At 72.1% G+C, this 25,438-nt stretch carries 25 protein-coding genes; 10 read left to right on the top strand and 15 right to left on the bottom strand.

Going from position 1 to position 25,438, the window contains the following annotated elements; genetic code table 11:
- The first annotated feature begins 100 nt into the window (after positions 1–100).
- The 3 genes from AB0O48_RS15190 (at position 101) to AB0O48_RS15180 (ending at position 2,651) form a co-directional block, all read left to right on the top strand.
- Positions 101–1,042, top strand: coding sequence for an ABC transporter ATP-binding protein (locus AB0O48_RS15190; RefSeq protein ID WP_365065875.1), 942 nt, complete (start codon positions 101–103; stop codon positions 1,040–1,042).
- A 10-nt stretch (positions 1,043–1,052) separates the two neighbouring features.
- Entirely contained in the window at positions 1,053–1,790 is a 738-nt protein-coding gene (locus AB0O48_RS15185; protein WP_357244015.1) for an ABC transporter permease, read from the top strand.
- 96 nt (positions 1,791–1,886) lie between these two features.
- Positions 1,887–2,651, top strand: a complete 765-nt coding sequence (locus tag AB0O48_RS15180; protein WP_365065871.1) for a VOC family protein — start codon at positions 1,887–1,889, stop codon at positions 2,649–2,651.
- Between the two features lie 16 nt (positions 2,652–2,667).
- On the opposite strand, the gene AB0O48_RS15175 is transcribed toward AB0O48_RS15180, so the two are convergent.
- From AB0O48_RS15175 to AB0O48_RS15160, 4 genes are all read right to left on the bottom strand, one after another.
- Positions 2,668–3,540, bottom strand: a complete 873-nt coding sequence (locus tag AB0O48_RS15175; protein WP_365065868.1) for an ABC transporter ATP-binding protein — start codon at positions 3,538–3,540, stop codon at positions 2,668–2,670.
- A complete protein-coding gene (locus AB0O48_RS15170) occupies positions 3,537–4,565 on the bottom strand; it encodes an iron ABC transporter permease (RefSeq protein ID WP_365065917.1) in 1,029 nt (342 codons plus the stop codon). Before AB0O48_RS15170 ends, AB0O48_RS15175 begins: the two co-directional genes overlap by 4 nt.
- Positions 4,566–4,620: 55 nt before the next feature.
- Positions 4,621–5,550, bottom strand: a complete 930-nt coding sequence (locus AB0O48_RS15165; RefSeq protein WP_365065865.1) for an ABC transporter substrate-binding protein — start codon at positions 5,548–5,550, stop codon at positions 4,621–4,623.
- Between the two features lie 353 nt (positions 5,551–5,903).
- Positions 5,904–7,784: a M14 family metallopeptidase gene (locus tag AB0O48_RS15160; RefSeq protein ID WP_357244003.1), complete on the bottom strand. Its 1,881-nt coding sequence runs from the start codon at positions 7,782–7,784 to the stop codon at positions 5,904–5,906.
- A 212-nt stretch (positions 7,785–7,996) separates the two neighbouring features.
- Between AB0O48_RS15160 and AB0O48_RS15155 the strand changes: the two genes are divergently transcribed.
- Complete coding sequence (locus tag AB0O48_RS15155) at positions 7,997–9,334, top strand: C39 family peptidase (RefSeq protein WP_365065861.1); 1,338 nt, start codon at positions 7,997–7,999, stop codon at positions 9,332–9,334.
- 105 nt (positions 9,335–9,439) lie between these two features.
- Here the strand turns inward: AB0O48_RS15155 and AB0O48_RS15150 are convergent, their stop codons facing one another.
- The 3 genes from AB0O48_RS15150 to mqnE form a co-directional block, all read right to left on the bottom strand.
- Positions 9,440–9,733 (bottom strand): DUF4229 domain-containing protein, encoded by a 294-nt coding sequence (locus AB0O48_RS15150; RefSeq protein WP_365065858.1) that lies wholly within the window; start codon positions 9,731–9,733, stop codon positions 9,440–9,442.
- A 73-nt stretch (positions 9,734–9,806) separates the two neighbouring features.
- Positions 9,807–10,244: a hypothetical protein gene (locus tag AB0O48_RS15145; protein ID WP_357243998.1), complete on the bottom strand. Its 438-nt coding sequence runs from the start codon at positions 10,242–10,244 to the stop codon at positions 9,807–9,809.
- A 23-nt stretch (positions 10,245–10,267) separates the two neighbouring features.
- On the bottom strand, positions 10,268–11,437 hold the full coding sequence (gene mqnE / locus AB0O48_RS15140) for an aminofutalosine synthase MqnE (RefSeq protein WP_091395685.1): 1,170 nt from the start codon (positions 11,435–11,437) through the stop codon (positions 10,268–10,270).
- Between the two features lie 238 nt (positions 11,438–11,675).
- Between mqnE and AB0O48_RS15135 the strand changes: the two genes are divergently transcribed.
- Positions 11,676–13,286 (top strand): C40 family peptidase, encoded by a 1,611-nt coding sequence (locus AB0O48_RS15135; RefSeq protein ID WP_365065854.1) that lies wholly within the window; start codon positions 11,676–11,678, stop codon positions 13,284–13,286.
- A 272-nt stretch (positions 13,287–13,558) separates the two neighbouring features.
- Here AB0O48_RS15135 and AB0O48_RS15130 read toward each other — a convergent pair whose 3' ends face one another.
- The gene (locus AB0O48_RS15130) at positions 13,559–13,711 is read right to left on the bottom strand and encodes a hypothetical protein (RefSeq protein ID WP_365065851.1); all 153 of its coding nucleotides are present in this window, start codon (positions 13,709–13,711) and stop codon (positions 13,559–13,561) included.
- A gap of 243 nt (positions 13,712–13,954) precedes the next feature.
- Positions 13,955–14,698 (bottom strand): hypothetical protein, encoded by a 744-nt coding sequence (locus AB0O48_RS15125; protein ID WP_365065848.1) that lies wholly within the window; start codon positions 14,696–14,698, stop codon positions 13,955–13,957.
- Between the two features lie 43 nt (positions 14,699–14,741).
- Here AB0O48_RS15125 and AB0O48_RS15120 point away from each other — a divergent pair, with 43 nt between their 5' ends.
- The 3 genes from AB0O48_RS15120 (at position 14,742) to AB0O48_RS15110 (ending at position 18,026) form a co-directional block, all read left to right on the top strand.
- On the top strand, positions 14,742–15,143 hold the full coding sequence (locus AB0O48_RS15120) for a hypothetical protein (protein WP_365065845.1): 402 nt from the start codon (positions 14,742–14,744) through the stop codon (positions 15,141–15,143).
- A 331-nt stretch (positions 15,144–15,474) separates the two neighbouring features.
- Positions 15,475–17,298 (top strand): DEAD/DEAH box helicase, encoded by a 1,824-nt coding sequence (locus AB0O48_RS15115; protein WP_365065914.1) that lies wholly within the window; start codon positions 15,475–15,477, stop codon positions 17,296–17,298.
- A gap of 107 nt (positions 17,299–17,405) precedes the next feature.
- Positions 17,406–18,026, top strand: coding sequence for a putative glycolipid-binding domain-containing protein (locus tag AB0O48_RS15110; protein ID WP_357244117.1), 621 nt, complete (start codon positions 17,406–17,408; stop codon positions 18,024–18,026).
- Positions 18,027–18,041: 15 nt separating this feature from the next.
- On the opposite strand, the gene AB0O48_RS15105 is transcribed toward AB0O48_RS15110, so the two are convergent.
- The 3 genes from AB0O48_RS15105 to AB0O48_RS15095 are packed head-to-tail and all read right to left on the bottom strand — an operon-like array spanning position 18,042 to position 20,505.
- Complete coding sequence (locus AB0O48_RS15105) at positions 18,042–19,133, bottom strand: PLP-dependent cysteine synthase family protein (RefSeq protein WP_357571732.1); 1,092 nt, start codon at positions 19,131–19,133, stop codon at positions 18,042–18,044.
- Between the two features lie 32 nt (positions 19,134–19,165).
- Positions 19,166–19,996, bottom strand: a complete 831-nt coding sequence (locus AB0O48_RS15100) for an SDR family NAD(P)-dependent oxidoreductase (RefSeq protein ID WP_365065841.1) — start codon at positions 19,994–19,996, stop codon at positions 19,166–19,168.
- 50 nt (positions 19,997–20,046) lie between these two features.
- Positions 20,047–20,505, bottom strand: a complete 459-nt coding sequence (locus AB0O48_RS15095; protein ID WP_357243983.1) for an Lrp/AsnC family transcriptional regulator — start codon at positions 20,503–20,505, stop codon at positions 20,047–20,049.
- A 269-nt stretch (positions 20,506–20,774) separates the two neighbouring features.
- On the opposite strand from AB0O48_RS15095, the gene AB0O48_RS15090 reads away from it, so the two are divergent.
- Positions 20,775–21,041, top strand: coding sequence for a BldC family transcriptional regulator (locus AB0O48_RS15090; protein WP_007454516.1), 267 nt, complete (start codon positions 20,775–20,777; stop codon positions 21,039–21,041).
- Between the two features lie 103 nt (positions 21,042–21,144).
- Here the strand turns inward: AB0O48_RS15090 and AB0O48_RS15085 are convergent, their stop codons facing one another.
- The gene (locus AB0O48_RS15085) at positions 21,145–21,774 is read right to left on the bottom strand and encodes a UbiX family flavin prenyltransferase (protein ID WP_357243980.1); all 630 of its coding nucleotides are present in this window, start codon (positions 21,772–21,774) and stop codon (positions 21,145–21,147) included.
- 150 nt (positions 21,775–21,924) lie between these two features.
- Here AB0O48_RS15085 and AB0O48_RS15080 point away from each other — a divergent pair, with 150 nt between their 5' ends.
- Positions 21,925–22,908, top strand: coding sequence for a terpene synthase (locus AB0O48_RS15080; RefSeq protein WP_357571730.1), 984 nt, complete (start codon positions 21,925–21,927; stop codon positions 22,906–22,908).
- On the opposite strand, the gene mqnP is transcribed toward AB0O48_RS15080, so the two are convergent.
- On the bottom strand, positions 22,897–23,808 hold the full coding sequence (mqnP, locus tag AB0O48_RS15075; RefSeq protein WP_357571729.1) for a menaquinone biosynthesis prenyltransferase MqnP: 912 nt from the start codon (positions 23,806–23,808) through the stop codon (positions 22,897–22,899). The genes AB0O48_RS15080 and mqnP overlap by 12 nt on opposite strands.
- Positions 23,808–25,268 (bottom strand): menaquinone biosynthesis decarboxylase, encoded by a 1,461-nt coding sequence (locus AB0O48_RS15070; RefSeq protein WP_357372979.1) that lies wholly within the window; start codon positions 25,266–25,268, stop codon positions 23,808–23,810. The genes mqnP and AB0O48_RS15070 overlap by 1 nt, the downstream gene beginning before the upstream one ends.
- Between the last annotated feature and the right edge of the window lie 170 nt (positions 25,269–25,438).

Here is a 25,438-nt window from a genome sequence, read left to right as displayed (position 1 = left end):
TCCTTCGGAACCACCACGGGCAAGCAGCCATCAGCCACACCCCACCGCTCCGGGCATCCGAGACATCGATCCCGGACATCAACAATCTTATGGAGCAGTCATGACCCTCGTCCGCGCCGACCAGGCCAGCCGCCGGTACGGCGACGTCCTGGCCCTCGACCGCGTCGACCTGGAGGTCCGGGCCGGTGAGCTGGTCGGCCTCCTCGGGCCGAACGGCGCCGGCAAGAGCACCCTGATGAACCTGCTGGTGGGTCTGCGCCGCCCCACGTCCGGGCGGGTCGAGCTGTTTGGCGGCGACCCCCGCGACCCGGTGAGCCGCCGGCAGATCGGCGTCACTCCGCAGGAGACCGGCCTGCCGGGCACGCTGCGCGTCGGTGAGGTCGTCGACTTCGTCTCGGCGCACTACCCGGACCCGGTGCCGCGTGGGGAGTTGCTCGACCGCTTCGGTCTGGACGATCTCGTCCGACGGCAGTGTGGTGGCCTCTCCGGTGGGCAGCGGCGTCGGCTGGCGGTGGCGCTGGCGTTCGTCGGCCGGCCCCGCCTGGTGCTGCTCGACGAACCGACCACCGGCCTGGACGTGGCCGCCCGGCACACCCTGTGGGAGGCGATCCGCGCGTTCCACACCGACGGCGGGACGGTGCTGTTGAGCAGCCACTACCTGGAGGAGGTGGAGGCGCTGGCACACCGGGTGGTCGTCATCGGGCAGGGCCGGGTGCTCGCCGACGACACGGTGGACGCGGTGCGCGGCATCGTCGGCGTACGTCGGGTCAGCCTGGTCACCGACGACCTCCCCGACCTGCCCGGGGTCGTTCGCAGTGAACGGATCGACGGGCGGCTGCACCTGCTCACCACCGACGCCGACGAGTTGGTCCGGGCGTTGGTCACGGCCGGGACCCCCTTCAGCGACCTGGAGGTGCGGCCGACCTCGCTGGAGGAGGCGTTCCTCGCCATCACCAGCGAGGACGCGCCCGGCGGGGACCGACCCGCCAGCGGCGACCGGCCCGCTACCGCCGCTGCCGGCGGCCTCACCACCACCGCCTGAGGAGGCCACCGTGCCGCTTGCCCTGGTCCACGCCCGCTACCAGCTTCTGGAGACCATCCGGATCCCGGTGGCCGTCGTCGGCAGCGCCTTCTTCCCGGCCGCTGCCATGATCTTCTTCGTGGTGCCGTTCGCCCGCGACGACGCGGTCGGTGCCACCTTCGCCACCGCGTCGATGGTCACCTTCTCGGTGATGAGCGCCAACATCTTCCAGTACGGGGTCGGCGTCGCGGAGGACCGCGACCAGCCGTGGAACCCGTACACCCGGACCCTGCCGGCCGGTGCGGCGCCCCGCTTCGCGGGTCGAGTGCTGGCCGGCCTGGCGTTGACGTACCTCTCGCTGATCCCGGTCGTGGTCATCGGCGCGACGCTCACGGCGGCCCGGATCACGCTGGCGGCGTTCCTGTTGACCGCCGTCACGGTGGCCGTCATCTCGGTGCCGTTCACGCTGATGGGCCTCGCCATCGGCTACTCGCTGCCGAGCAAGGCCGCGATCGTGGTGGCCCAGGTGGTCTTCCTGCCGCTCGCGTTCGGCGGCGGCCTGCTCTCCGCGCCGGGAGAAGCGCCCGGTTTCATCGAGACGATCGCGCCGTTCCTGCCCACCCGGGGCGCGGCCGAACTGATGTGGTCGGGGGTCGGTGACTACCCCGTCGAGCCGCTGGCAATGATCATGCTCGGCGTCTGGGTGGTGCTGCTCGCGGCGCTCGCCGCCTGGGCGTACCGACGGGACGAGGGTCGCCGGTTCAGCTGACGATTCGTCCGTTTCCGCCCCGCGCCGCAGCGGGACGGTGCCAGGATTCCGGCAGGGGGCCGCGGTGGCCACCCGGGCCGAGAGGGGTCTTTGACCGTGAGCACCGTCCCGCCGGGCACGCCCTGCTGGGCCGACCTGGCCACCCCGGACCTGACCGACGCGCGGCGCTTCTACCCCGAGCTGTTCGGATGGACCGGCCGGGTCACCCCGGAGCCCGAGGCGGGCGGTTACACGGTCTTCCTGCTCGACGGCAAACCGGTGGCCGGGGCCGGGCCGCCCGCGATCCCGGACCAGGTGCCCATCTGGTCGACGTACCTCGCCACCGACGACGCGGAACTGGTCGCCGGCCGGGTCGAACGGGCCGGTGGGCAGGTGGTGGTGCCGCCGTTCGAGGTATTCGACCGCGGCTGGATGGCGGTCTTCGCCGACCCGGCGGGCGCCACGTTCAGCGTCTGGCAGCCGCTGGCGATGGCCGGCGCCGAGGTGTTCAACGTGCCGGGCGCGATGAGCTGGAACGAACTGGTCACCCCCGACCCCGAGGGCGCGAAGGTCTTCTACGAGCTGGTGTTCGGCTGGCAGCCCGACGACCAGGCGGTCGGCCCGATGACGTACACCGGGTGGCGGCTCGGGACGCAGATCGTCGCCGGGATGATGCCGCCGCTGGCCGACGACTTCCCGGCCGACCTGCCCGCGTACTGGACGGTGTACTTCGCGGTGACCGACGCGGACGCCGCCGCGGCCCGCGCCGCCGAGCTGGGCGGCACGATCCTCGTCCCACCCCGCGACATCCCGGCGGGCCGCTTCGCCGCACTCCGCGATCCCCAGGGCGCCCTCTTCTCCGTCATCGACCTGGGTCCCTGACCCGGCGCGTGCGCGCTCAGGGCCGGGTGGGGCGGACCGGGACCACCAGCGGGCCGTGGGCGCCGGGGACGACCCGCACGCTGGCCCGGTAGTGGGCGGCGAGCAGGTGCTCGGTCAGCACCTCGGCCGGGGTTCCGGCGGCCACCACCTGACCGCCGGCGAGCATGACCATCCGGTCGGCGTACTCGCCGGCCAGGGAGAGGTCGTGCATCGTGGCGAGGACGGTCAGGCCGTGCTCGCGGCGCAACTGGTCGACCAGTTCCAGCACCTCCTGCTGGTGCCCGATGTCGAGCGCGCTCGTCGGCTCGTCGAGCAGCAGCAGCGTCGCGCCCTGGGCGAGCGCCCGCGCGAGGAACACCCGCTGCCGCTCGCCTCCGGAGAGGGTGGCCAGCTCACGGCGGTGGAAGCCGGTGAGGTCCAACCGGCCGAGCACCTCGTGCACGGCGTCGAGGTCGGCGGTCGACTCCCGGCCCAGCGTGGGGATGTACGGGGTGCGTCCGAGCAGCACGTAGTCCAGCACCGACATGCCGGGCGGCACCACCGGGGACTGCGCCACCGTGGCCACCACCCGGGCGCGGTCCCGCCGACGCAGCGCGGCGCTCGCCGTACCGAAGAGGGTGATCGTCCCCGGCGCGGGCAGCAGGCCGCCGACGGCGCGCAGCAGGGTCGACTTGCCGGCGCCGTTCGGGCCGATCACGGTGACCCACTCGCCCACGGCGACGGTGAGGTCGACGCCGGTCAGGATCGGCGTGCCGTCCAGGCGCACGTGCAGCCCGCGCACCTCGACCGCCGGCACGACGCCGCCGCCCCCCACGGACGAAAGACCGCCGGACGAAAGACCGCCGGACGGGAGGTCCCCGGACCGGCCGGCGGCGGGCTCGCGGCTCATGTGAGCACCCGTCGGGCGGTCCGCAGCACCAGCACGAAGAACGGGCCGCCCAGTAGTGCGGTAACCACCCCGATCGGCACCTCGGAGGGAGCGGCGGCGGTGCGGGCCACCACGTCGGTGAGCGCCAGGAACGCGCCGCCGAACAGCAACGACATCGGCAGGATCACCCGGTAGCTCGATCCGGCGAGCAGCCGGACGGTGTGCGGCACGATGATGCCGACGAAGCCGATCAGCCCGGTGGCGGAGACCGCCGCCGCGGTGCCCAGGGAGGCGGCGGCGATCAGCAGGTACCGGGTGCGCTGCGGGTGCAGGCCCAGACTCCTCGCCTCGTCGTCGCCGACCGCGAGGACGTCCAGCTCACGGCGGTGCAGCAGCACCACGATCGTGGTCAGCGCGGCGTACGGCAGCACCAGCAGCACGTCGTGCCAACCGGCGGTGGCCAGCCGACCGAGCAGCCAGGAGTAGACCGGCTGGATGCTGTCGGAGTGTCGTTGCAGCAGGTACGTCTGCCCGGCGGAGAGGAACGCGGAGACCGCCACCCCGGCCAGGATCAGCATCGCGGGCGAGCCGCGTCGCCCGCCGGCCGCGCCGAGCACGTAGGTCATCGTGACGGCCAGCAGCGAACCGGCGAACGCGGCCAACGGGATGGTCATCGGCAGCCCGGAGAGCGTGCCCTCCCGACCGGCGCCGCCGAGGGCGATCGCCGCGGTGACCGCGAGGCCGGCGCCCGCGGCCACACCGAGCAGGTACGGGTCGGCCAGCGGGTTGCGGAACACACCCTGGTAGCACCCGCCGGCCATGGCGAGCAGACCGCCCACGAGCAGGCCCAGAACCACCCGGGGCAGTCGCAGTTCGGTGACGATCGCGGTCTCCCGCTCGGTCAGCCCACTGTCGAGGTGCACGCCCGGGATCAGGTTGAGCAGCTCGGCGGCGACGCTGCCCGGGGGCAGGCTCACCGGGCCGAGCGACACCCCGACGACGAGCGCGACGAGCACCGCGAACACCCCGGCGACCAGCCAACGCATCCGCAGCCCGGCAGGCCGGGCCGCGGGCAGCGGCCCGGTCACCGACGGACGACTGTCACGCGGGCACCTTGGCGACCGCGTCGATGATCACCCGGAGCAGGTCCACGACTCGTGGCCCCCAGCGGGAGGCGATGTCGTCGTCCAGCGCGATCACCTGGTTGTTCTTCACCGCGGTGAGGCCCGCCCAGCCGCTGCGAGCCTTGACCGTGTCGGCGCTCTGCTGGCAGCACTTGGCGTCGGCCAGGAAGACGAAGTCCGGGTCGGCCTTGACGATGAACTCCTGCGACAGCTGCGGGTAGCCGGCGCTCTTGCCGTCCGCGTCGGCCGGGTCGGCGATGTTCGTCAGGCCGGCCTGGCTGTAGAGCGAGCCGATGAAGGTCTTGCTCGTCGCGCTGTACAGCTCCGGGCCCAGCTCGTGGAAGTAGGTGAGCTTCTCGGTGCGCTGCGGCAGGTCCTTGACCAGCTTGGCGATGTCGTCCTTCATCCGGGTGGCGACGTCGGTGGCCTGGTCGGCGTGCCCGGTCAGCGTGCCCAGCTCGGTGATCTGCCGGTACGAGTCGTCGAGCGTGGTCGCCGCCGGCGTCAGGTAGACCGGGATCTTCAGCTTGCCGAGCTGCTCGACGATCTTGTTGCGGTCGTCGGAGAGCACCACGAGATCGGGATTCCTACCGGCGATCGCCTCGGCGTTCGGCTGGAAGGCGGAGAGGTCGGTCTTCGGCGCGTCGGTCGGGTAGTTCGACTGGTCGTCGACGGCGGTGACCTGCGGGCCGGCACCGATCGCGAAGAGCATCTCGGTGGCGGTGGGCGACAGCGCAACGATCTTCTCGGGGCGCTTGTCGAGGGTGAGCGCGCCGACCGTGACCGGGTACGTCGCGGCCGCGGTGCCGGCACTGGGCTTGTCGTCGGCCTTCTCGGCGCAGGCGCCGAGGGCGAGCGCGGCGACCGCGAGGGTCGCGGCGAAGAGCCGAGGGGTACGTCTGAACATGGGGGCCTCCTGTCGGTCGAGGAGTGTGGTGCTTCGCCGACAGGGACTTTCGTACGCCCGCCCACGAGGCGCCCTTCCTCGAGAGCGCGTATCGCGACCGATCCGTAGGCGACCTGGCTCATCCCCACCGGCCGGTGGGGCATCACAGTTGCGGGACAGCGCCGGGTTTCGCACCGGCTTCGCTGCGGACTGGTCGCTAAGACGGTAGCGCACCGTCGGGACAGGCCAGATCGATCAAGCTTCGATCGTCGTACGTCGATTGGCGTGACCGCCACAGGGAGGCATATGTCCCGGATCTGGAGGCTCGGGAGGGGTGGTGGGGCCCCGTCGGGGCGGGACGGGACCCCACCCGCTCAGGAGGACGTGATGGTGACGTTGTCCACAGCGGCCTCCACGAGGCTGGCTCCGGAGGCGTCCGCCGCCTCGACGAGGATGCGGACCGACTGCCCGGCGTACGGGGTGAGGTTGAGGTTGGCTACCGCCCAGCTCCCGTTGCGGTTGCTGGCCGCGCCGGCCTGGCTGAGCAGCGCGGTGGTGCCGCCGCTGTGCACCACGCTCACCCGCAGGTAGTCCGCCGACGAGGCGTTCGAGCCGTGCGCCAGGTACCAGGCGAGCGAGAGGGTAAGCGTCCCGGACGACGGCAGGGTCACCGCCGGGGACCGGGCACTTGTCACGCCGCCGTCGACGTCGTAGTCACCGGCCGCCGAGCCGGCCAGCCGGCCGGTCACCAGATCGTTGGACCCGGCGTACGGGGTGAGCTGCTTGGCGCCGGAGGACGTGGTCGCCTGGGCGGCACCCCGCTCGAACGCGCCGAGGGTGGCGGTGTCGGTACCGGACGGGTTGATGGTCCACCCGGTGGCGGTCTCGAAGGTGTCCGACCAGACCGTGGTGCCGCCACCACCGCCGCAGTACTGCGCCTGCTTGCCGATGGCCCGGTACGGGCAGTCGGCGTACTCGCTGAGCAGCAGCACGGCCTCCCGGTTGCGCGTGGTCTGGGCGGGGATCACCTCGTCGGGCGGGTAGAAGCCGCCGCCGCCGGACGAACCGGGGTACATCTCGAAGGTGTACGCCCAGATGTTGTGGGTGGCCCACATCCAGTCGAGGCTGTCCCCGTCGGTGATGTAGAGGTCGCTGGACTGCTCCGGGGTGTAGCTGTTGGTGGCGGCCATCTGCTGGCCGATGGTGGCGAAGGTGTTGTACTGGTCCGCGCTCATCCCGGTCGCGGTGTTCGCCGTGGTGTAGCCGTACGGCCAGAGCACCAACTGCGAGTACGTGTGGAAGTCGATGTTCGCCTTGATCTGCTGCACGCCGCCGACCACCCGGCCGTTGACGAAGTTGCGCAGCGCCTGCGTTTCCGGGGCGGAGAACGCCGACGGGCCACGGTAGGTCTCCGACGAGGTGGTGCCGGACGAGCCGCCGCAGCAACCCCAGTTGTAGGACCAGTTGCGGTTCAGGTCGGTGCCGACGTTCGACGAACCACTGTTGGGCTGCCGGTTCTTGCGCCAGGACCGGTACGACCCGGTGGCGATGTCGTACTCGCTGCCGTCCGGGTTGACCGTCGGCACGATCCAGATCTCGCGACCGTTGACGATGTTGGTGATCCGGGAGTCGTTGCCATAGCTGTCGGTGAAGAGGTTCAGCAGGTAGATCGCCATCTCCACGGTCAGGTGCTCGCGGGCGTGCTGCTGGGAGTTGAAGAGGATCTCCGGCTCGCTCTCGTCGGTGCCGACGTTGTCGGAGATCTTCACCGCCATCAGGTCGCGGCCCTCGTACGACGATCCGATGCTGATCTTGCGGGCGATCGCCGGGTGGTCGGCGACGACCTGGTTCACGACGGCGGTCAGTTCCGCGTAGTCGTGGTAGTTGGAGTCGGCGGGCGGGAAGGCCAGCGCGCCGAAGTCGCCGGCGCCGCGCTCGGCGTTGGGCGGCGGGGCGAGCGGTTCGAGCCGGAAGCCGAGCTTGCCGATCGCGGCGGCCTCACCGGCGGTCGCCGAGATGTGCAGGACTCCGTGTTCGGAGTAGTCGATGGCGGCTCCGGTGCGGGCCACCGCGTTGCGGTCGGCGAGGGTCCGGGGCCCGAGCACCCGGTAGCTGGCGGCGGCGGCCGGCTCGGAGGTGCGGTCCGGCGCTGGTCGGGCGGATACCGGACCGGCGGCGACGGTGACGATGCCCAGCCCGGTGACGACAGCGAGCACCAGGACGCGGCGGAGAGGGGTGGGAGTGCGGAGGGCCATGGACTACCTCCTCGATGGGCGGGAGATCCCGCTCGGTGAAGGACACTTCACCATCTGTCACATGGTCATATCAATATTGATCGTTAGCTGGTCCATCCCAGGCGGATCATCGCGGCGGCAATGATTTTCCATGCGCCAACATCTGGCGAAACTTCCTTCCGAGCGGAAAACTGACCAGCGACGATGCCCCTCTCGACACCCGCGGAGCACTCATGGCCAGATCCCGCTTGCGCGCGGGCGCCCTCGCCGGCGTCACCGCGCTCACCCTGCTCGCCACCACCGCGCCCGCGATGGCCGGCCGCCCACCCGCCGCCCGCCACGACGAGCAGATCACCTACCAGGACTGGTCCGGGCCCGCCGACTGGCACCGGGGCAGCCGGGACGGCACCCGCGTCGTGCCCGGCGCCCGAGCGGGCCTCACCCTGGCCCGCCCCGCCGGCACCACCGAGTACGCCGACCCACACACCGGCAGCACCCGCACCTGGGAGTACGGCACCTGGACCTCACCGGTGACCCGGATCGGGTTCGACGCCACCGAACTGATCGCCTCGTGGAACGCGGAGACCCCCGCCGGCACCTGGATCCAGGTGGAGATGCAGGGCGGCTACACCAGCGGAGACCACACCCCGTGGTACGTCCTGGGTCGCTGGGCGTCCGGCGACACCGACATCAAGCGGACGAGCGTCGAGCCGCAGGGCGATCCCTGGTCGACGATCTGGACCGACACCTTTAGCATCGACGACGCCGCCGCCGGGGTGCTTCTGCGGTCGTACCAGCTGCGGCTGACCCTCTACCGGGCACCCGGGCAGACCGCCGCGCCGGTGGTCCGGATGCTCGGCGCGATGAGTTCGACGGTGCCGGACCGCTTCACCGTGCCGCCGAGCGCCGGGCACATCGCCTGGGGCGTCGAGCTGCCGGTGCCGCGCTACTCGCAGAACGTGCACGCCGGGCACTACCCCGAGTACGACGGCGGCGGCGAGGCGTGGTGCTCGCCCACCTCCACCGAGATGGTGGTCGAGTACTGGGGTCGCAAGCCGTCGGCGGCCGACACCTCCTGGGTGGACCCGACCTACCCCGACCCGACCGTCAACCACGCCGCCCGGATGACCTTCGACTACGCGTACGACGGCGCGGGCAACTGGCCGTTCAACACCGCGTACGCGGCCAGCTTCCCGGGGTTGGAGGGTCGGGTGACCCGACTGCACTCACTGGACGAGCTGGAGCGGTTCATCGCCGCGGGCATCCCCGTCGTGACCAGCCAGTCCTTCCTCGCCAGCGAGCTGGACGGGGCGAACTACGGCACCTCCGGGCACCTCTTCGTGGTGGTCGGCTTCACCGCCGACGGAGACGTGATCGTCAACGACCCCGCGTCGTCCAGCAACGAGGTGGTGCGCAACGTCTACAAGCGCGCGCAGTTCGAGCAGATCTGGCTGCGGACCAAGCGCACGAACGCCAGCGGCGGCGTCTCCGGTGGCTCCGGCGGCATCGCGTACCTGATCAAGCCGGTCTCGAAGCCCTGGCCCAAGGCCGACAACTCCACCAACTGGTAGCCGACCCAACCCACCGCCCCCAACCCACCCAACCCGGCCCGCCGAACGCGGTTGATCAAGAGGTTTGCGTCAAGGAATCCGCTTGCGGTGACGCAAACCTCTTGATCAACGCGTGGTGTCGGGGCCTTGGGGGCCTTCGGTGGGGGTGGGATCTTGGTCTTCGCCGGCCAGGGCGGAGCGGAGGCGTTCCTTCTCCGTACGGCGGCGCTCGGTGGCGTCGGCCATCTCCCCCGCCAACTCGTCGCGCCAACCGCGCAGCAGGAAGAAGGAGAGCGCGGCGGAGAAGGCCAGCGCCAACATCAGCTTCAGGAACACGTTCATGTCGACCAGCCAGAGGCCCGCCAGCACGGCGACGAACAGCCCGATCCGGCCCAGCGTGTACTTGAGCGCGGCGCTCACCTGCACCACTCCGTTCTCTCCGTCGCCCGCCGGTGCCGGCGGGACAGTCGATCCGCCCGGCGGGCGGTCCCGGTCAGCCGGTCCGGCGGGTCAGCCAGCGGACCCCCGGGAACCAGATCATCGCGTACGCCACGGTGAAGGCCCCCGCCGCCAACGTCCCGGAGAGCAGCGTCGGCAGGTCGGCGGCCAGACCGGCGATCAGCAGCCCGACGAACACCCCGACGGCGGCGGCGACCACCGCTGCCACCACCCGGGCCGCGCCGAACGACCAGGCCCGGAAATCGTCCCAGAACAGCCAGGCGGGCAGGATCACGGCCAGCCAGCCGTTGGTGTGCCCGAAGTCGCCGGCCCCGAGCGAGGCGAACGCCCAGTCGAACAACACCAACGCCAGCGCACCGATCACCAGACCGGCCAGGCAGACCCCGAGCAGATCACCAAGGGTACGAACGCGCCCCTCGGCGTCCCGACGGGGAAACCCGCCCTGCTGCTCGGAACCACTCTGCTCGGTCATCGACTGCGAGGGTACGTGGCGGCTCAGGCCCAGACCTGCTGCGGCTCGGCGCGGCGCTCGGCCAGCGACGGAGCCTTGTCGTACTCGCGCACCACGTTGTAGCGGGTGTCCCGCTCGACCGGCTGGAAACCGGCGTCCCAGATCAGGTGCAGCAGGTCGTCGCGGTGCATCGTGTTCGGGGTGCCGTACGAGTCGGCATCGTGCGTGATCTTGTATTCGACGACCGAGCCGTCCAGGTCGTCCACGCCGAAGTTCAGCGAGAGCTGGGCAACCGACAGCCCGTGCATCACCCAGAAGTTCTTCAGGTGCGGCACGTTGTCGAAGAGCAGCCGGGACACGGCGAACGTCTTCAGCGACTCGGCCGGCGAGGCCATCGTGGTGCGCGCCTGGATCCGGTTACGGATCTTGCCGTCCGCCGAGTCGACGAAGTCGTGCTGGTAGCGCAGCGGGATGAAGACCGCGAAGCCGCCGGTCTCGTCCTGCAACTCGCGCAGCCGCAGCACGTGGTCGACCCGGTGCCGGGGCTCCTCGATGTGGCCGTACAGCATGGTGGCCGGGGTCTTCATGCCCTTGCTGTGCGCCAGGGCGTGGATGCGCGACCAGTCCTCCCAGTGGCAGGCGTGGTCGACGATGTGCTGCCGGACCTCCCAGTCGAAGATCTCCGCGCCACCACCGGTCAGCGACTCCAGGCCGGCGTCCATCAGCTCGTCGAGGATCTCGTCGGCGCTCAGGCCGCTGATCTTCTCGAACCACTGCACCTCGGTCGCCGTGAAGCACTTGAGCTTGACGTTCGGCAGCGCCGCCTTCAGCTCACGCAGCACCTTCGGGTAGTAGCGCCAGGGCAGCGTGGGGTGCAGGCCGTTGACGATGTGCAGCTCGGTGAGCTGCTCGTCCTCCATCTCCTTGGCCTTGCGGACCGCCTCGTCGATGCGCATCGTGTACGCGTCCTTCTCGCCCGGCTTGCGCTGGAACGAGCAGTACGCACAGGACGCCGAGCAGACGTTCGTCAGGTTGAGGTGCCGGTTGACGTTGAACATCACCCGCTCGCCGTTCAGCTCGGTGCGCTTGTGGTGCGCCAGCCGCCCCAGCCAGGTCAGGTCGTCGCTCTCGTAGAGGGCGACCCCGTCCTCGCGGGTCAGCCGCTCACCGGCGTACACCTTCGCTTCGAGCTCACGCTTGAGTCCGGCGTCCATGGCACGTCCCTTCCACCTGCGGTCGAATCGAGCGTACGTCGAGGGGCCGAGCACCCCGGCGGCACGGTCGGCGACAGCGACCCACTTCACCAGACTCTCAGCCTCCCGTAACCCTGCAACGCATCGACATGAGTGGCGAGGTGCGGTAGTAACAAGGTGGGGCGGAACACACACACTGGTACCGTCCCGGCGGCCGCGCCCACCGAGCGCGGCGACGAGCGGTCGAACGGGGAGCGGAATGGTCTACAGCGGGCGCGGGCGACGGCAGCGACGACGGAGCCCGGTGATCTCGCCGGTCCTGCGTCCGAAGCTCTGGGCCGCCCTGCTCGGCGCGATCGCCGCCGCCGTGATGGCCACCCCCGTCTACGCCGATCCCGCGGTGCCCACGACCGTGCCGGACATCGGCGCCCGCCCGCCGGCGGTCGGCGCGCTCCAGCCGCCCGGCGTCCCGCCCTTCGGCGGTGCCCCGACGCCTCCGGTGGGCAACATCGGCACCGGCCCGCTGGCCGCACAGATCTACGCCGCCGAGACCCAGGTCGGCACGCTCGGCGAGGAGTTGCTGAAGAGTCGGCAGAAACGCACCGACGCCCAGGCCCAGCTCGACGCGGCCGGCAAGGTGCTCGCGACCGCGCAGGACGCCCTGCTCCGGGCTCAGCAGGACGCCGACGCGGCCGCCGCGGACGCCGTCAAGGCAGACGCCGCGCTGCCGCCCGGCGATTTCGCCCAGGACCTCCGTGGGCTGAGCCGCCTGCAGCAGATCACCCGCGGCGAGAAGGTCGACGGCGGCACCACCGGGGTGGCCGGGGCGTTGGCCCGGGCCCGCGCCGACGAGCAGGCCGCCTACCAGAAGCACACCGAAGCCAAGGATCTGCTCACCGCCGCCCAGTCGCAGTTCACGACGGGCGAGACGGCACTCCGCGCGGCCGAGGCGAGCCTGCTCACGCTGCGCAAGAACAACGCCACCCAGCTGATCGAGATCGAGCGCCAGCAGGAAGCCACCGAGCAGCAGTTCGGCGCCGGCTACGTCACCAACCAGAACATCAGCGGGATGGCCGCGCACCCCCGCGCGATGGCCGCGGTCCGCTACGCGCTGGCCCAGCTCGGCGACCCGTACAAGTGGTCCGAGGAGGGCCCGAATCAGTTCGACTGCTCCGGTCTGATGTGGGCGGCGTACCGGTCCCCGGGCGCCGACTACTTCGACCTGCCGCGGGTCTCCCGCGACCAGTACGCCGCCACCCGGAGCCGGACCGTGCCGCAGAGCGCGCTGCTCCCCGGCGACCTGCTCTTCTTCGCGTCCGGCAGCAGCTGGACGACGATCCACCACGTCGCCATGTACATCGGCAACGGCAAGATGGTGCAGGCGCCCACCACCGGCGACGTCGTCAAGATCTCGGTGGTCAGCTGGTCTCGGCTGTATGCCGCGACCCGGGTGATCGGCGCGGTGCCGGCACCGATCGTGACCGTTCCCACCGTGCCGGTCACGCCGCCCACCATCAAGCCCACCCCGAAGCCGACGCCCACGCCGACGACCAATCCGACGCCCACCGGGTCGGCCACGCCGCCGCCGAGCGGACCGACCAACACCCCGACGCCGACGGACAGCGCGACGACGCCACCGCCCACGACGCCGCCACCGACGACGCCACCGCCGACGACGACGCCACCGCCGCCCACGCCGACCGAGAGCGCCTCGGAGACCCCGCCGGCCACCCCGGACAACACGCCGTCGACGCTGCCCTCGGCGCCCACCAGCGCACCGAGCAGCGGCGAACCGCCGAGCACACCGAAGGCCAGCACGAGCGGGACGGGCAGCGGCAGCTCGACTGGCAGCCCCAGCGCCACTGGTTGATCCGCCACGACCGGCTCCGGCTGTCCGCTCGGGACGATCTGTGGCACCGTGACATCCAGGCACATCCGACCCGACGTCTCGGGTCCGGGTGCGAGCGTGGCACGGAGGGCGGAGATGGCCGAGCAGAGTGATCCGGCGGAGACTGTCGACCCCAGGGTCGAGCAAGCCGACCCATCCGGGCCGGGCACCGTCGACCCGGCGTCCCCCACCGACGCCTCCGCGGCGTCCCCTGCCGCCCGCCCGGCCCGCACCGCCTCCAGCCCGGCGGACCCTCACGCCGGCCCGGCCAGCACCGCCGCCAGCCCGGCCAGCACGGACGCCGGCCCGGCCAGCACCGCCGCCAGCCCGGCCAGCACGGACGCCGGCCCGGCCAGCACGGACGCCGGCCCGGCCAGCACCGCCGCCAGCCCGGTTTCGGACGACATCGCCACCGGTGACGACGCCTCCGGCGACGCTGGCGCTGCTCTCGGCAGCAGCGGGGTCGGCGCGGACGTTCCCGGCCCGGACGCCGGACAGCCGGTAGTCACCGGCCCCAGCGGCGGCCAGTCTGCCCCCGCCGGAGATCAACCGGAGCAGGCCGCCGCACCGGTACGCGCCCGCGCCAGCGTCGCGACCGCCGGGGCTCTCCGCAGTGACCTGCCGGCCAGCGCCCCGGTCAGCGCGACCACCTACCGCGCGACCGGCTCAGCCGGTTCGTCCGGGTCACCCGGCCCCGTCGACGTCTCGTTGCCGGGGCAGCGCAACGACTCGGCCGCGCCCGCCCGGGCCAGCGCCACGGTTCCCGGCAGCAGTCGGGCCACGCCCGATGCCCTGGGCGCTCCGGACGCCCGGAGCAGCACGCCCGGCGTGTACCGGGCCGGACCGGTGCGCCCCGAGCCAGCCGACCCGGGGCAGGCACCCGAGCCCGCCCAGCCGCCGGAGCCGACACCCCCGCCACCCGGTCCTGGGCCGACCCAGCCGTCGCCAGCCGAACCGGAGCCCGCTCCCGCCCCGGGGCCGTACCCGCCCGACCCGAGGCCGACGCCCGGGCCGGCCCCCCGGCCCACGCCGTCCCCCGGTCCGGTCCCGCCCGTTCCGGGTCCACCCATCCCGCCGCCCTCGCCGATGCCGCCCATTCCGGGTCCGCCGGCGCCGCCCATTCCGAGCCCGCCCGTGCCGCCACCCGGTCCGCCGGTGCCGGCGCCACCCGGCCCGCCCGGCCCGATGCCGGCACCACCGTTCCCGCCGCCGCCAGCGATGATCGACACGCCCGGCGTGCGGGCCAGCGCGGCGGTTTCCGCACCGTCGGGTGGGTGGCCGTCCACCGTCGGGACGGCACGCCCGGCCTCCGGCGACGGGTGGACCGGGGCACCCGTCTCCGCGCCGCCCGTGGTGCCCGCGCCCGCCCTGCCGAGTTGGCCGCCGTCCACCACCGGCGTTTCCCGGTCGGCCGGGAGTGACAGCGGACAGCCGCGCGTGGCCTCCGGCGCTTCCCGCTCGACCGGGGATGGCGGCGGAAGCCCGCTCGGGGCCGCGTCGACAGGCAAGCCTTCGGGTGGCTCCACCGCCCGGGGCGCGGCCAGCGGCGGCCGGCACGACGGCGGCTCTGACCTGGCCGGCACCGTCTACGGCAGCGGCGATGGGCCGGGCTTCGCCACGATCGCGATCCCCGCCAACGCGGTGGAGAATTCCGGGTCGCTGACCGGGCACATCCTGGCCCAGGGATGGGCGGACACGCCGGCCGAACGATCCCGGAACACCCGGGTGATGATCGTCCTGGCCGCCGCCCTCGGGCTGCTGGTGGCGATCAGCGTCATGGTCGTACTCCTCGCTGGTGACGCGCTTGACGGTCTGGTGGGCAACGTGCTCAACGGGTGAGCCACCGAGCGGGACGATGGTGAGTCCGCCCACTACCGTCCGGCAACCGGCTGGCGGCTTCGCCGGATCGCCGTACACTTGCTGAGATCACTGACCCGGCGCGCGTGGTGTGCGCCCCTGGGCGATCTTGCGGGCGATCCGGCGGCACAGCCGCGGCAGGCCATCGCGAAGATGCGCCCCGCTCGAAAGGCTTTTGTTGACCACCTCTGCTGACCCCAGCACTGTTACGTCCGTTACCCACTCAGCTCCGACGACCGACACCGCCCGGGAGCAACTCGACGCCTCCCCGAGCGAGGCCGGCACCGCGCCGGCCGAGACCGCCGCCCCGACGGTGGCCCCCGATCCGATCACCTTCGCCTCCCTCGGCCTGCCCGAGCCGCTGGTCCGGGCGCTGAGCCAGCAGGGCATCACCAGCCCGTTCGAGATCCAGCGGGCCACCGTTCCGGACGCGCTGGCCGGCCGTGACGTGCTGGGCCGGGGGCAGACCGGTTCGGGCAAGACGTTGGCCTTCGGTCTGCCGATGATCGCCCGGCTGGCCAAGCGCAACCGGGCCCGGCCGATGCGTCCGCGCGCCCTGGTCCTGGTTCCCACCCGCGAGCTGGCCATGCAGGTCAACGACGCGCTCCTGCCGCTGGGCAAGTCCGTCGGCATCTTCCTCAAGACCGCCGTCGGCGGTGTCCCGTACGACCGTCAGATCGACGCGTTGCGGCGCGGCGTGGAGATCATCGTCGCCACCCCGGGCCGGCTCGGCGACCTGATCGAGCGGGGCATCTGCCAGCTCGACGACGTCGAGGTCACGGTGCTCGACGAGGCCGACCAGATGGCCGACATGGGCTTCCTGCCCGAGGTGACCGACCTGCTGTCGAAGACCCCCGCGAACGGTCAGCGGCTGCTCTTCTCGGCCACTCTCGACGGTGACGTCGACGCGCTGGTCAGGCGGTTCATGACCGATCCGGTGACGCACTCCACGGCGCCCTCCACCGCGTCGGTGTCCACCATGGATCACCACATGCTGTTGATTCCGCCGCACGAGAAGTTCCCGGTGGCGGCCTCGATCGCCGCGCGGGACGGCCGGACGATGGTCTTCGCCCGCACCCAGCTCGGCGTGGACCGTCTGGTCGAGCAACTCGCGGCGGTCGGCGTACGCGCCGGTGGGCTGCACGGCGGCAAGACCCAGCGGATGCGTACCAAGACGTTGGCCGAGTTCCGTGAGGGCCGGATGAACGTGCTGGTCGCCACGGACGTGGCGGCTCGGGGCATCCACGTCGACGGCGTCACCCTGGTGCTGCACGTCGACCCGCCGAAGGACCCCAAGGACTACCTGCACCGCGCGGGGCGTACGGCTCGCGCTGGCGAGTCCGGCGCGGTCGCGACCCTGGTGCTGCCCAAGCAGCGCCGCACCACCCTGGCGATGATGGAGAAGGCCGGCGTCGCGCCGGCCGAGACCCGGGTGCGGGTCGGCGACCAGGCTCTGGCCGAGCTGGTCGGTGCCCGCGAGCCCAGCGGCGTCCCGGTTCGCCTCGAGGCGGAGCCCCGGGGCTACGGCGACCGTTCCGGCGGCTCGCGTCGCTTCGACGACCGCTCCGGCGGCCCGCGCCGGTTCGGTGATCGCCCGCAGGGCGAGCGGCGTTACGGCGACCGCCCGACCGGCGAGCGTCGCTTCGGCGACCGCCCGCAGGGCGACCGCCAGTACGGGGACCGCCCGCAGGGCGAGCGGCGTTACGGCGACCGGCCGACCGGCGAGCGTCGCTTCGGCGACCGCCCCCAGGGCGACCGCCAGTACGGGGACCGTCAGCACAGCGACCGCCCGCAGGGCGAGCGGCAGCACAGCGACCGCCCGCAGGGCGAGCGGCGTTACGCCGATCGGGACACCCGGGGTTACGGCGACCGGCCGCAGGGCGAGCGCCGGTTCGGCGACCGGCCGCAGTTCGGCGACCGGGACGCTCGTCCGACCGGCGAGCGTCGCTTCGGCGACCGTCCGCAGGGTGACCGCCAGTACGGGGACCGCCCGACCGGTGAGCGTCGCTTCGGTGACCGCGACACCCGGGGTGGCTTCCGCCCGGAGAGCCGTGTTCGGGACGACCGGCCGCGCGACGACCGCCCGCGCGACGACCGGCGCGGTTTCGGCGGGCGACCGCCAGCGCGTACCCACTGATCCACTGATCCACCCGAACGCCGTCGCGGAGCTCGTCCTTCGCGGCGGCGTTCGCGCATGCCCTGCCGATGTCGGCCCGGTCGCGTAACGTCCGGCTCATGCCGACCATGCCTAAGTCGATCTTCTGGTCCCGGACGGACACCGCCGGCAGCGAGCAGGTGCTGCTCGACGATGGTCGCGGGTTGACGGCTCGGGGCACGCTGCTCGCCGTGGACCCGATCCCCTGGACCGCCCGTTACCAGCTGACCACCGCGCCGGACTGGACCACCACGCGGGTCGAGGTCGAGGCCGAAGGGCTGGGCTGGCTGCGCAGGGTCAAGCTGGAGCGGTCCGCGGACCGGTGGCGGGTGACCACCGCCGAGCAGGGGGACCTGGACGCGGCACTGGTCGCCGCCGGTCACCCGCGGGCCGGTCTGCCGGGCACGGACGACCCGGACCGGCTGGCCGACGCGCTCGACGTCGACCTGAGCGGTTCGCCGCTGTTCAACACCCTGCCGGTCCACCGGCTCGGGTTGGCCGCCGAGCCGGCCGATCTGGCCCACCGGATCACCGTTGCCTGGGTGCTGCTGCCCGGTCTGGAGGTGGTGGCGGCGGAGCAGATCTACAGCGGGCTCGGGCCGGGTCGGGTGCGCTTCGCCAGCGGCACCTTCACCGCCGACATCGATCTGGACGACAGCGGTTACGTGGTCCGCTACCCCGGGCTGGCCGAGCGGATCGATCCGCGCTGACCGCGCCCGCCGATCTCAGCGGGGCCAGGTGCCGCTGGTCAGGAAATGTTCGATCGTGGCCAGGTGCGGCGTCAGGTCGAGGCCCTGGGCGGTCACCCAGTCGTCGGAGTAGTAGGTGTCGGCGTACCGGTCGCCCGGATCGCAGATCAGGGTGACCACCGAGCCGGTCCGGCCCTCGGCGAGCATCCCGGCGATCAGGCCGAACGCACCCCACAGGTTGGTGCCGGTGGAGCCGCCCACGCGGCGCCCGAGGAGCGTCGATCCGGCGCGCATCGCGGCCAGTGACGCCGCGTCCGGCACCTGGACCATCCGGTCCACCACCGAGGGCAGGAACGACGCCTCCACGGTGGGGCGGCCGATCCCCTCGATCCGGGAGCCCTTTCCGGTCCGTACCGACCAGTCGGCGGCCAGCCAGGCCGGGTAGAACGCCGAGTTCTCCGGGTCGACCACGCAGAGTTTGGTGGCGAGCCGGCGGTACCGGGCATACCGGCCGATGGTCGCGCTGGTGCCCCCGGTGCCGGCGCCCACGACGACCCAGGCCGGAATCGGGTGCCGCTCCAACTCCAACTGCGCGTAGATCGACTCGGCGATGTTGTTGTTGCCCCGCCAGTCGGTTGCCCGCTCGGCGTAGGTGAACTGGTCCATGAAGTGCCCGCCGGAGTCCTCGGCGAGCCAGCGCGCCTCGACCACCACTGTCGCGGGGTCGTCCACCAGGTGACACCGCCCGCCCTGGAACTCGATCTGCGCGATCTTCTCGGGCGAGGTGGAGGAGGGCATCACGGCGATGAACGGCAGACCGAGCATCCGGGCGAAGTACGCCTCGGAGACCGCCGTGGAGCCCGACGACGCTTCGACGATCGTGGTGCTCGGCCCGATCCAGCCGTTGCAGAGCCCGTAGAGAAACAGCGAACGGGCCAGGCGGTGCTTCAGTGAGCCGGTGGGGTGGGACGACTCGTCCTTGAGGTAGAGGTCGATCCCCCAGGCCCGGGGCAGGGGGAATGGCAGCAGGTGGGTGTCGGCCGAGCGGTTCGCGTCCGCCTCGACGGTGGCGATCGCCTCCGTCACCCAGGTCCGGCTGGCCTCGTCGCACCGGTCGAGATGAGTCACGCTCGGAAACGTAGCAAGCAGGTCAGGGGCGGTCAGCGCCGGTCCGGTGGCGTGGACCTGCGGAGTTGCCGGCGTTGGCCGGCCCGGCCGGCGGCCCGGACCAGCGGGGTGAGCGCGACGGCGAGCCGGGGCAGCGCGTCCAGCAGGCGTACCTGTGCTCCCCGCCAGCGCGGCAGGCTGACCACCGGGCGTGGTTGGCGGGCCAGCCGGACCGCCCGGGCGGCCACCCGCTGGGCGGTCAGCATCGACCCGGTGAACGAGGCCACCGCCCCCGGGTCGTCCAGCCGATCGTGCAGCATCGGGGTCCAGATGCCGTCCGGGCAGAGGCAGGAGACGTGGATCCGCCGGTAGCCGGCCATCCGCAGGTCGGAGAGGGTGCCGAGGCTGAAGGCCAGCAGGGCGTGCTTGCTGGCCGCGTACACCGTCTCGCCGGGCGCGGCGACCAACCCGGCCAGCGAGACGACGTTGAGCACGTGGCCGTGGCCCTGTTCGCGCATGACGGCCAGCGCGGCGAGGGTGCCGTTCATGGCGCCGTGGGCGTTGACGTCGAGCATCCGGCGGCGGGTCGCGCCGTCGTGCTCCCACGACGGCCCGGTGCTCAGGATGCCGGCGTTGTTGACCCAGAGGGCGAGGTCACCGCGGCCGGCCGCCGTCGCGGCGATGCCGGCGCAGGCGTCCTCGTCCCGGACGTCCAGGACGGCCGACCACCCGGAGAGCGGTGCCGCGGCGGCGCCCACCGCCCGGGCGTCGAGGTCGGTGAGCAGCACCGACCAGCCGTCGGCGTGCAGCGCGGCGGCGATGGCGCGGCCCAGGCCGCCGGCAGCACCGGTCACCACTGCCACGCGACGTCCCTGCGGGGTCATCGGCGCACGCTACCGCCGGCCGATCCGGCGACACCAGGGGTACGCGACGGTCAGGCCGTGGTCGGGCCGACCGACTGGGGGCGGTTCTCCCATTTCGTGGAGAGCGCGATGGCGGTGCGGGTGGAGGCCACCCCGGGGGTCCGGTTCAACCGCACGATCAACCGCTCCAACTCGGCGATCGTGCCGACCCGCGCCTTCAGCAGGAACGACTCCACCCCGGCCATGAAGTAGCAGGACTCGATCTCGGGCAGCACGCGCAGCGACTCGAGCATGTCGTCGCTGTCCGCGCCGGAGTCCTCGACGATGCCGATCAGCGCGGTGACTCCCAGCCCGATCGCCTCCGGGGCCACGTCCGCGCGGTAGCCGAGGACCACGCCGCTGCTCTCCAGCTTGCCGACCCGCTCGTGCACGGCCGGGGCCGAGAGGCCCACCTGCCGGGCCAACTCGGCGTACGACAGGCGGGCGTTGCCGCGCAGCAGGTCGACGAGGGTCAGGTCGATGGCGTCCACGGAGAGTGACCTTAGCCGGTTACGCGTAACGCGACGCCTTCAGTATCCGTTGGACCAAACAGTGAGTAACTGTTCAAGAACCGACGGTCAAGGCAGGGGTTGCACCAGTACCATTTACTAACTTCCCAGTCAGTGCATTTTTCGCGTTTGGCGGACAGGCCAGGTCCCTGGTGCTGTAATTGCCATACGTCCCTCATGACGGCTCTGGGCTCGCACCAGCCGGGGGCAGTGTGTTCAGCCAGGGGCTTCGTCGACGCGAGGAGGGGGCTGTGGACACTGGAGATCGCCTGCTGACACCGGGTGAGGTCGCCGCGCTGTTTCGGGTGGACCCGAAGACTGTGACGAGATGGGCGGCGGCCGGCCGGATAGGAAGCATCCGGACTCCAGGCGGGCATCGCCGGTTTCGGGAATCCGAGGTGCGAGCCCTGCTTGAGGGGGAGGGCATGCTGGACGAGGTGGACGAGGTCGGAAAGCCCCGCAATGTGGGGCCGGCCGCATCCACGGGGCCGGGTCCGGCCAACGCCGGCATGTACTGAACTGGTGCGGACTACGCCACGCGGACCGGACGTCAGTCCGGTCCGCGTACCGCTTCGGCCGGATCGGGTCGGGCGGCACGACGACACGCGCTGAGCCGACAGCTCAGCTCCGGTCCGCGCCGAGCTGGCCGGACCACCTGCGGAACAGGCTGTGCGGGACGCCGAGCGCGTCCAGCACCTTGCCGGCGACGAAGTCGACCAACTGCTGGGCGCTGGCTGCCGCGCCGGCACCGTAGAAGCCGGGGCTCGCCGGCAGCACCACCGCGCCGGCGTCGTGCAGCGCGATCAGGTGCTCCAGGTGGCTGCGGGTCACCGGTGTCTCCCGGGGGACCACCACCACGGGCCGCCGTTCCTTGAGGTTGACCTCGGCGGCGCGCTGCAACAGGTCCTTGGACAGCCCGATCGCGATGCCCGCGCAGGCCGCCGTGCTGGCCGGGACCACTGCCATGCCGCGTACCCGGTAGGAGCCGCTACTCGGCCCTGCGGCCAGATCGCCCGCCGGCCAGTACCGCACGTCCGCTCCGGTCAGGTCCCGGTCGAGCCAACCGGCGAGGTCCTCGGCCCAGTGCCCGTCGCGGAACGGTCGGCCGGTCTCGTCGAGCACGGTGAGTCGGGCCGCCCGGGACACGATCAGGTCCACCGCCTCGCCCGCGTCGAGCAGTCCGCCGAGAACGGCCGCCGCGTACGGCGTGCCGGAGGCCCCGGAGACCCCGATCACCCATGGTTCCCGCATGCCCCCAGCCTGCCTGGTCCGGCTGGTCCGCTGGTGCGCACCCCCGGGATCCCGGATCCGACAGGCCAAATGGGTGGGTGGGCGTAACGCCGACCTGACATGCTGCCGCTGGCGATTCGCACCGGACACATCTCGCGCAGGAGGCATCGGGTGACGACCGGCGAGATCCTCTGGGCGCTCCGTGCCGACTGTCCGATCCCACCGCGGCTCTCGCCCCACGCCGACCAGGTGCAGGAGTGGCTGCTCGGTGTGCTGCCCACGCTCGACCTCCCGCTGGACGACACCGCGCTGCACCGGCTGTCCAGGGGAGCTTTCGCCAGGTACGCCGGGCGGCTCTACCCGGCCGCGACCGAAGCCGACCTGCGGGTGCTGACCGCCCTATTCACCTGGTTCTTCCTCGTCGATGACGCCTGCGACGGGCCGGACCGACTCACCCCGGAGCAGATCCGGGCACTCCGCGACGGCACGCTGGCACTGCTGCACGACGGGCCGCGGGCGCGCCACGCCGGGCTGACCGGCCCGCTACGACAACTGCTGGTGCTGGCGTGGCGGGAGCCGCACCAGCGGATGCCGGCCTGGTGGCGGCTGCGCGTCGCCAACGCGGTGGCCCGGCATCTCGACGGCACCCGGCAGGAGGCGCTCAACAAGGAGACCGGTCACCGACCCGCCGTCCGCGAGTACGTCGAGCTGCGGCGGGCGACGTCGGCGGCCGAGGTGTCGTACCCGCTTGTGGAGTTCGCCGGCGGACGGCCGCTGCCCGACCCGGTCTACCACCACCCGCTGCTGCGCGAGATCGCCCAGGTCGGCAACGACCTGCTCTCCTGGTACAACGACCTGGCCTCCCTGGAGCGGGACCGGGCCACCGCGGGCGGGCACAACCTGGTCCTGGCCCTGGAGGGCGAGCTGGCCGTGTCGTCGGCGGAGGCGGTCGAGCTGGCGGCCGGCCGCTGGCGGGATTCGATGCGGCGCTTCGTCGGGTTGCGGGCCGTGGTGCCGTCGTTCGGCCCGGCGCTGGACGGGGCGGTCAGCGACCATCTCGACGGGATCGCGTACGCCGTCCGGGGCACCATCGACTGGACCGTAGAGAGCGCCCGTTACCCCGCCGCCACCTTCCAACGCGCCTCAGGGGCGTAGGTCGAGCCGGATCACCAGGTCGAGCAGGGCGAAGACGAACAGCGCGATGCCGACGAACCCGTTGGCGGTGAAGAACGCGCGGTTGACCTTGCTGAGATCGGTCGGGGTCACCACCAGATGTTGGTAGCCGAACGCCACGGCGGTCAGTGCGAGCCCGATCCACCAGAGCCAGCCCAGACCGATCAGCCCGCCGAACCAGACGAACAGCGCGAAGGTCACCACGTGCGCGACAGTCGAGGCGTGCAACGCGAAGCGCCGACCGTAGCGTGCGGGCACGCTGTGCACGCCGATCTCCCGGTCGATCTCGGAATCCTGGCAGGCGTAGATCAGGTCGAAGCCGCCGATCCACAGCCCGACCGCCGCGCCGAGCAGCCAGGCCGGCCCGGAGCCGTCCAGGGTGCCGGTGACCGCCAGCCACGCGCCGACCGGGCCGACCGCCTGGGCGATCCCGAGGATGGCGTGCGGCCAGTTGGTGAACCGCTTGGCGTAGGGGTAGACGACCAACGGCACCACGGCGAGCGGCGCGAGCACCAGGCAGAGCGGGTTGAGCAGGGCGGCGGCGGCGAGGAAGACCACCAACGCGACGGCCGCGCCGGTCCAGGCCGTCCGCACGCTCACCGCGCCGGTCACCAGTTCCCGGCCGGCGGTACGCGGGTTCCGCGCGTCGATCCGCCGGTCGAGGATCCGGTTGGCGGCCATCGCGAACGTCCGCGCCCCGACCATCGCCACCGTGATCAGCAGCAGGTCCACCCACCGGACGTGCCCCCCGGAGACCCGCATGGCGGCGAGTGCGGAGAGGAACGCGAACGGCAACGCGAACACCGAGTGCTCGATCGCGACGAGCTTGAGGAAGGACTTGACCCGGCCCGGCTTCTCGGCCGGTGCGTCGAGGACGACCATCAGATCCCGTACTCCTTCCAGCGCTTGTCGACCAGGGCCGTGACCTCGGGGGCCATGCTCATCTCCTCCGGCCAGCCACGGGTGTAACCCTCGGTGGGCAGCTTGCGGGTCGCGTCGACGCCGGCCTTGCCGCCCCAGAACTGCTGGTACGACGAGTGGTCGAGGTGGTCCACCGGCCCCTCGGTGAGCAGCAGGTCGCGGGCGTAGTCGACGTTGCCGAAGGCCCGGAAGGCGACCTCGTTGTAGTCGTGCACGTCGCAGTCCTCGTCGACGATCACGATGAGCTTGGTCAGCGACATGAGGTGCGCGCCCCAGATCGCGTTCATGACCTTCTGCGCGTGCTTCGGGTAGCGCTTGCGGATCGACACGATCGCGCAGTTGTGGAAGACCCCGGCGGCCGGCAGGTCGTAGTCGACGATGTCCGGGATCATCAGCTTGAGCAGCGGCTGGAAGATCCGCTCGGTGGCCTTGCCGAGGCCGTGGTCCTCCTGCGGCGGCTTCGAGGTGACGATCGAGTGGTAGACCGGCTTGCGCTGCATGGTCATCGCCTCGATGTGCAGCACGGGGAACGGCTCGACCGGGGTGTAGTAGCCGGTGTGGTCGCCGAACGGCCCCTCGGGCAGCCGCTCACCTGGCTCCAGGTAGCCCTCCAGCACGATCTGCGCGTGCGCCGGCACCTGCAATGGCACGGTAAGGCAGTCGACCATCTCCACCCGTTCGCCGCGCAGGAACCCGGCGAACAGGTACTCGTCGATGTCGCCGGGCAGTGGGGCGCTGGCCGCGTACGAGACGACCGGGTCGCAGCCGATCGCGATCGCGACCGGCAGGCGCTGCCCGAGTCGCTCGGCGACCGCGTGGTGGGCGGTCGAGTCCTTGTGGATCTGCCAGTGCATGCCGAGGGTGTTGCGGCCGTGCTGCTGGAGTCGGTACAGGCCGAGGTTGCGCTTGCCGGTCTCCGGGTGCTTGGTGTGGGTCAGCCCGTAGTTGTGGAAGATCCCACCGTCGTCGGGCCAGACCTGCAACCCCGGCAGCCGGTTCAGGTCGACGTCCTCGCCCCGGTAGACGACCTCCTGGCAGGGTGCGGTCTTGACCTTGCGCGGCGGCACCGACTTGAGCTGCATGACCTTGCCGAGGCCCTCCCGGATGCCGGACCAGCCGACCGGCAGCTCCGGCTTGACCAGCGCGCCGATCCGGGCGCCGATCTCGTCGAGCGACTCGACGCCGAGCGCCATCGCCATCCGCTTCTCGGTGCCGAACAGGTTGATCGCCACCGGCATCTCGCCCCGGGTCGGGCGTTCGAAGAGCAGCGCCGGGCCGCCGGCCCGCACCGTGCGGGTGACCACCTCGCTGATCTCCAGTGTCGGGTCGACGGGGACGTCGATCCGGCGCAGCTCCCCCGCGCGCTCAAGCGCCGCGAGGAAGTCCTTGAGATCGGTGTACGGGAAGCCACGAGCCGCCATGTCGCCCAGTCTCCCGCACCGGGTGCCGCACGGCCCAAGCCGGGTGCTGTGACACACGCGATGAACCGGGAAGCAGCACCCGGCCAGTGGACGCGGGCCGCGCCTCCCGAGCCGTCCGCGCGGTCCCGCCCCCGCAGGCATGGCGGGCGGCACAGCGGGTAGCCGGGCAG

This window comes from Micromonospora sp. NPDC085948 (assembly GCF_040686315.1).
In the GTDB taxonomy this organism is placed as follows: Bacteria; Actinomycetota; Actinomycetes; order Mycobacteriales; family Micromonosporaceae; genus Micromonospora.
The sequence above is the reverse complement of the archived record's forward strand: the minus strand, read 5'-3'. Positions and strand labels throughout refer to the sequence as shown.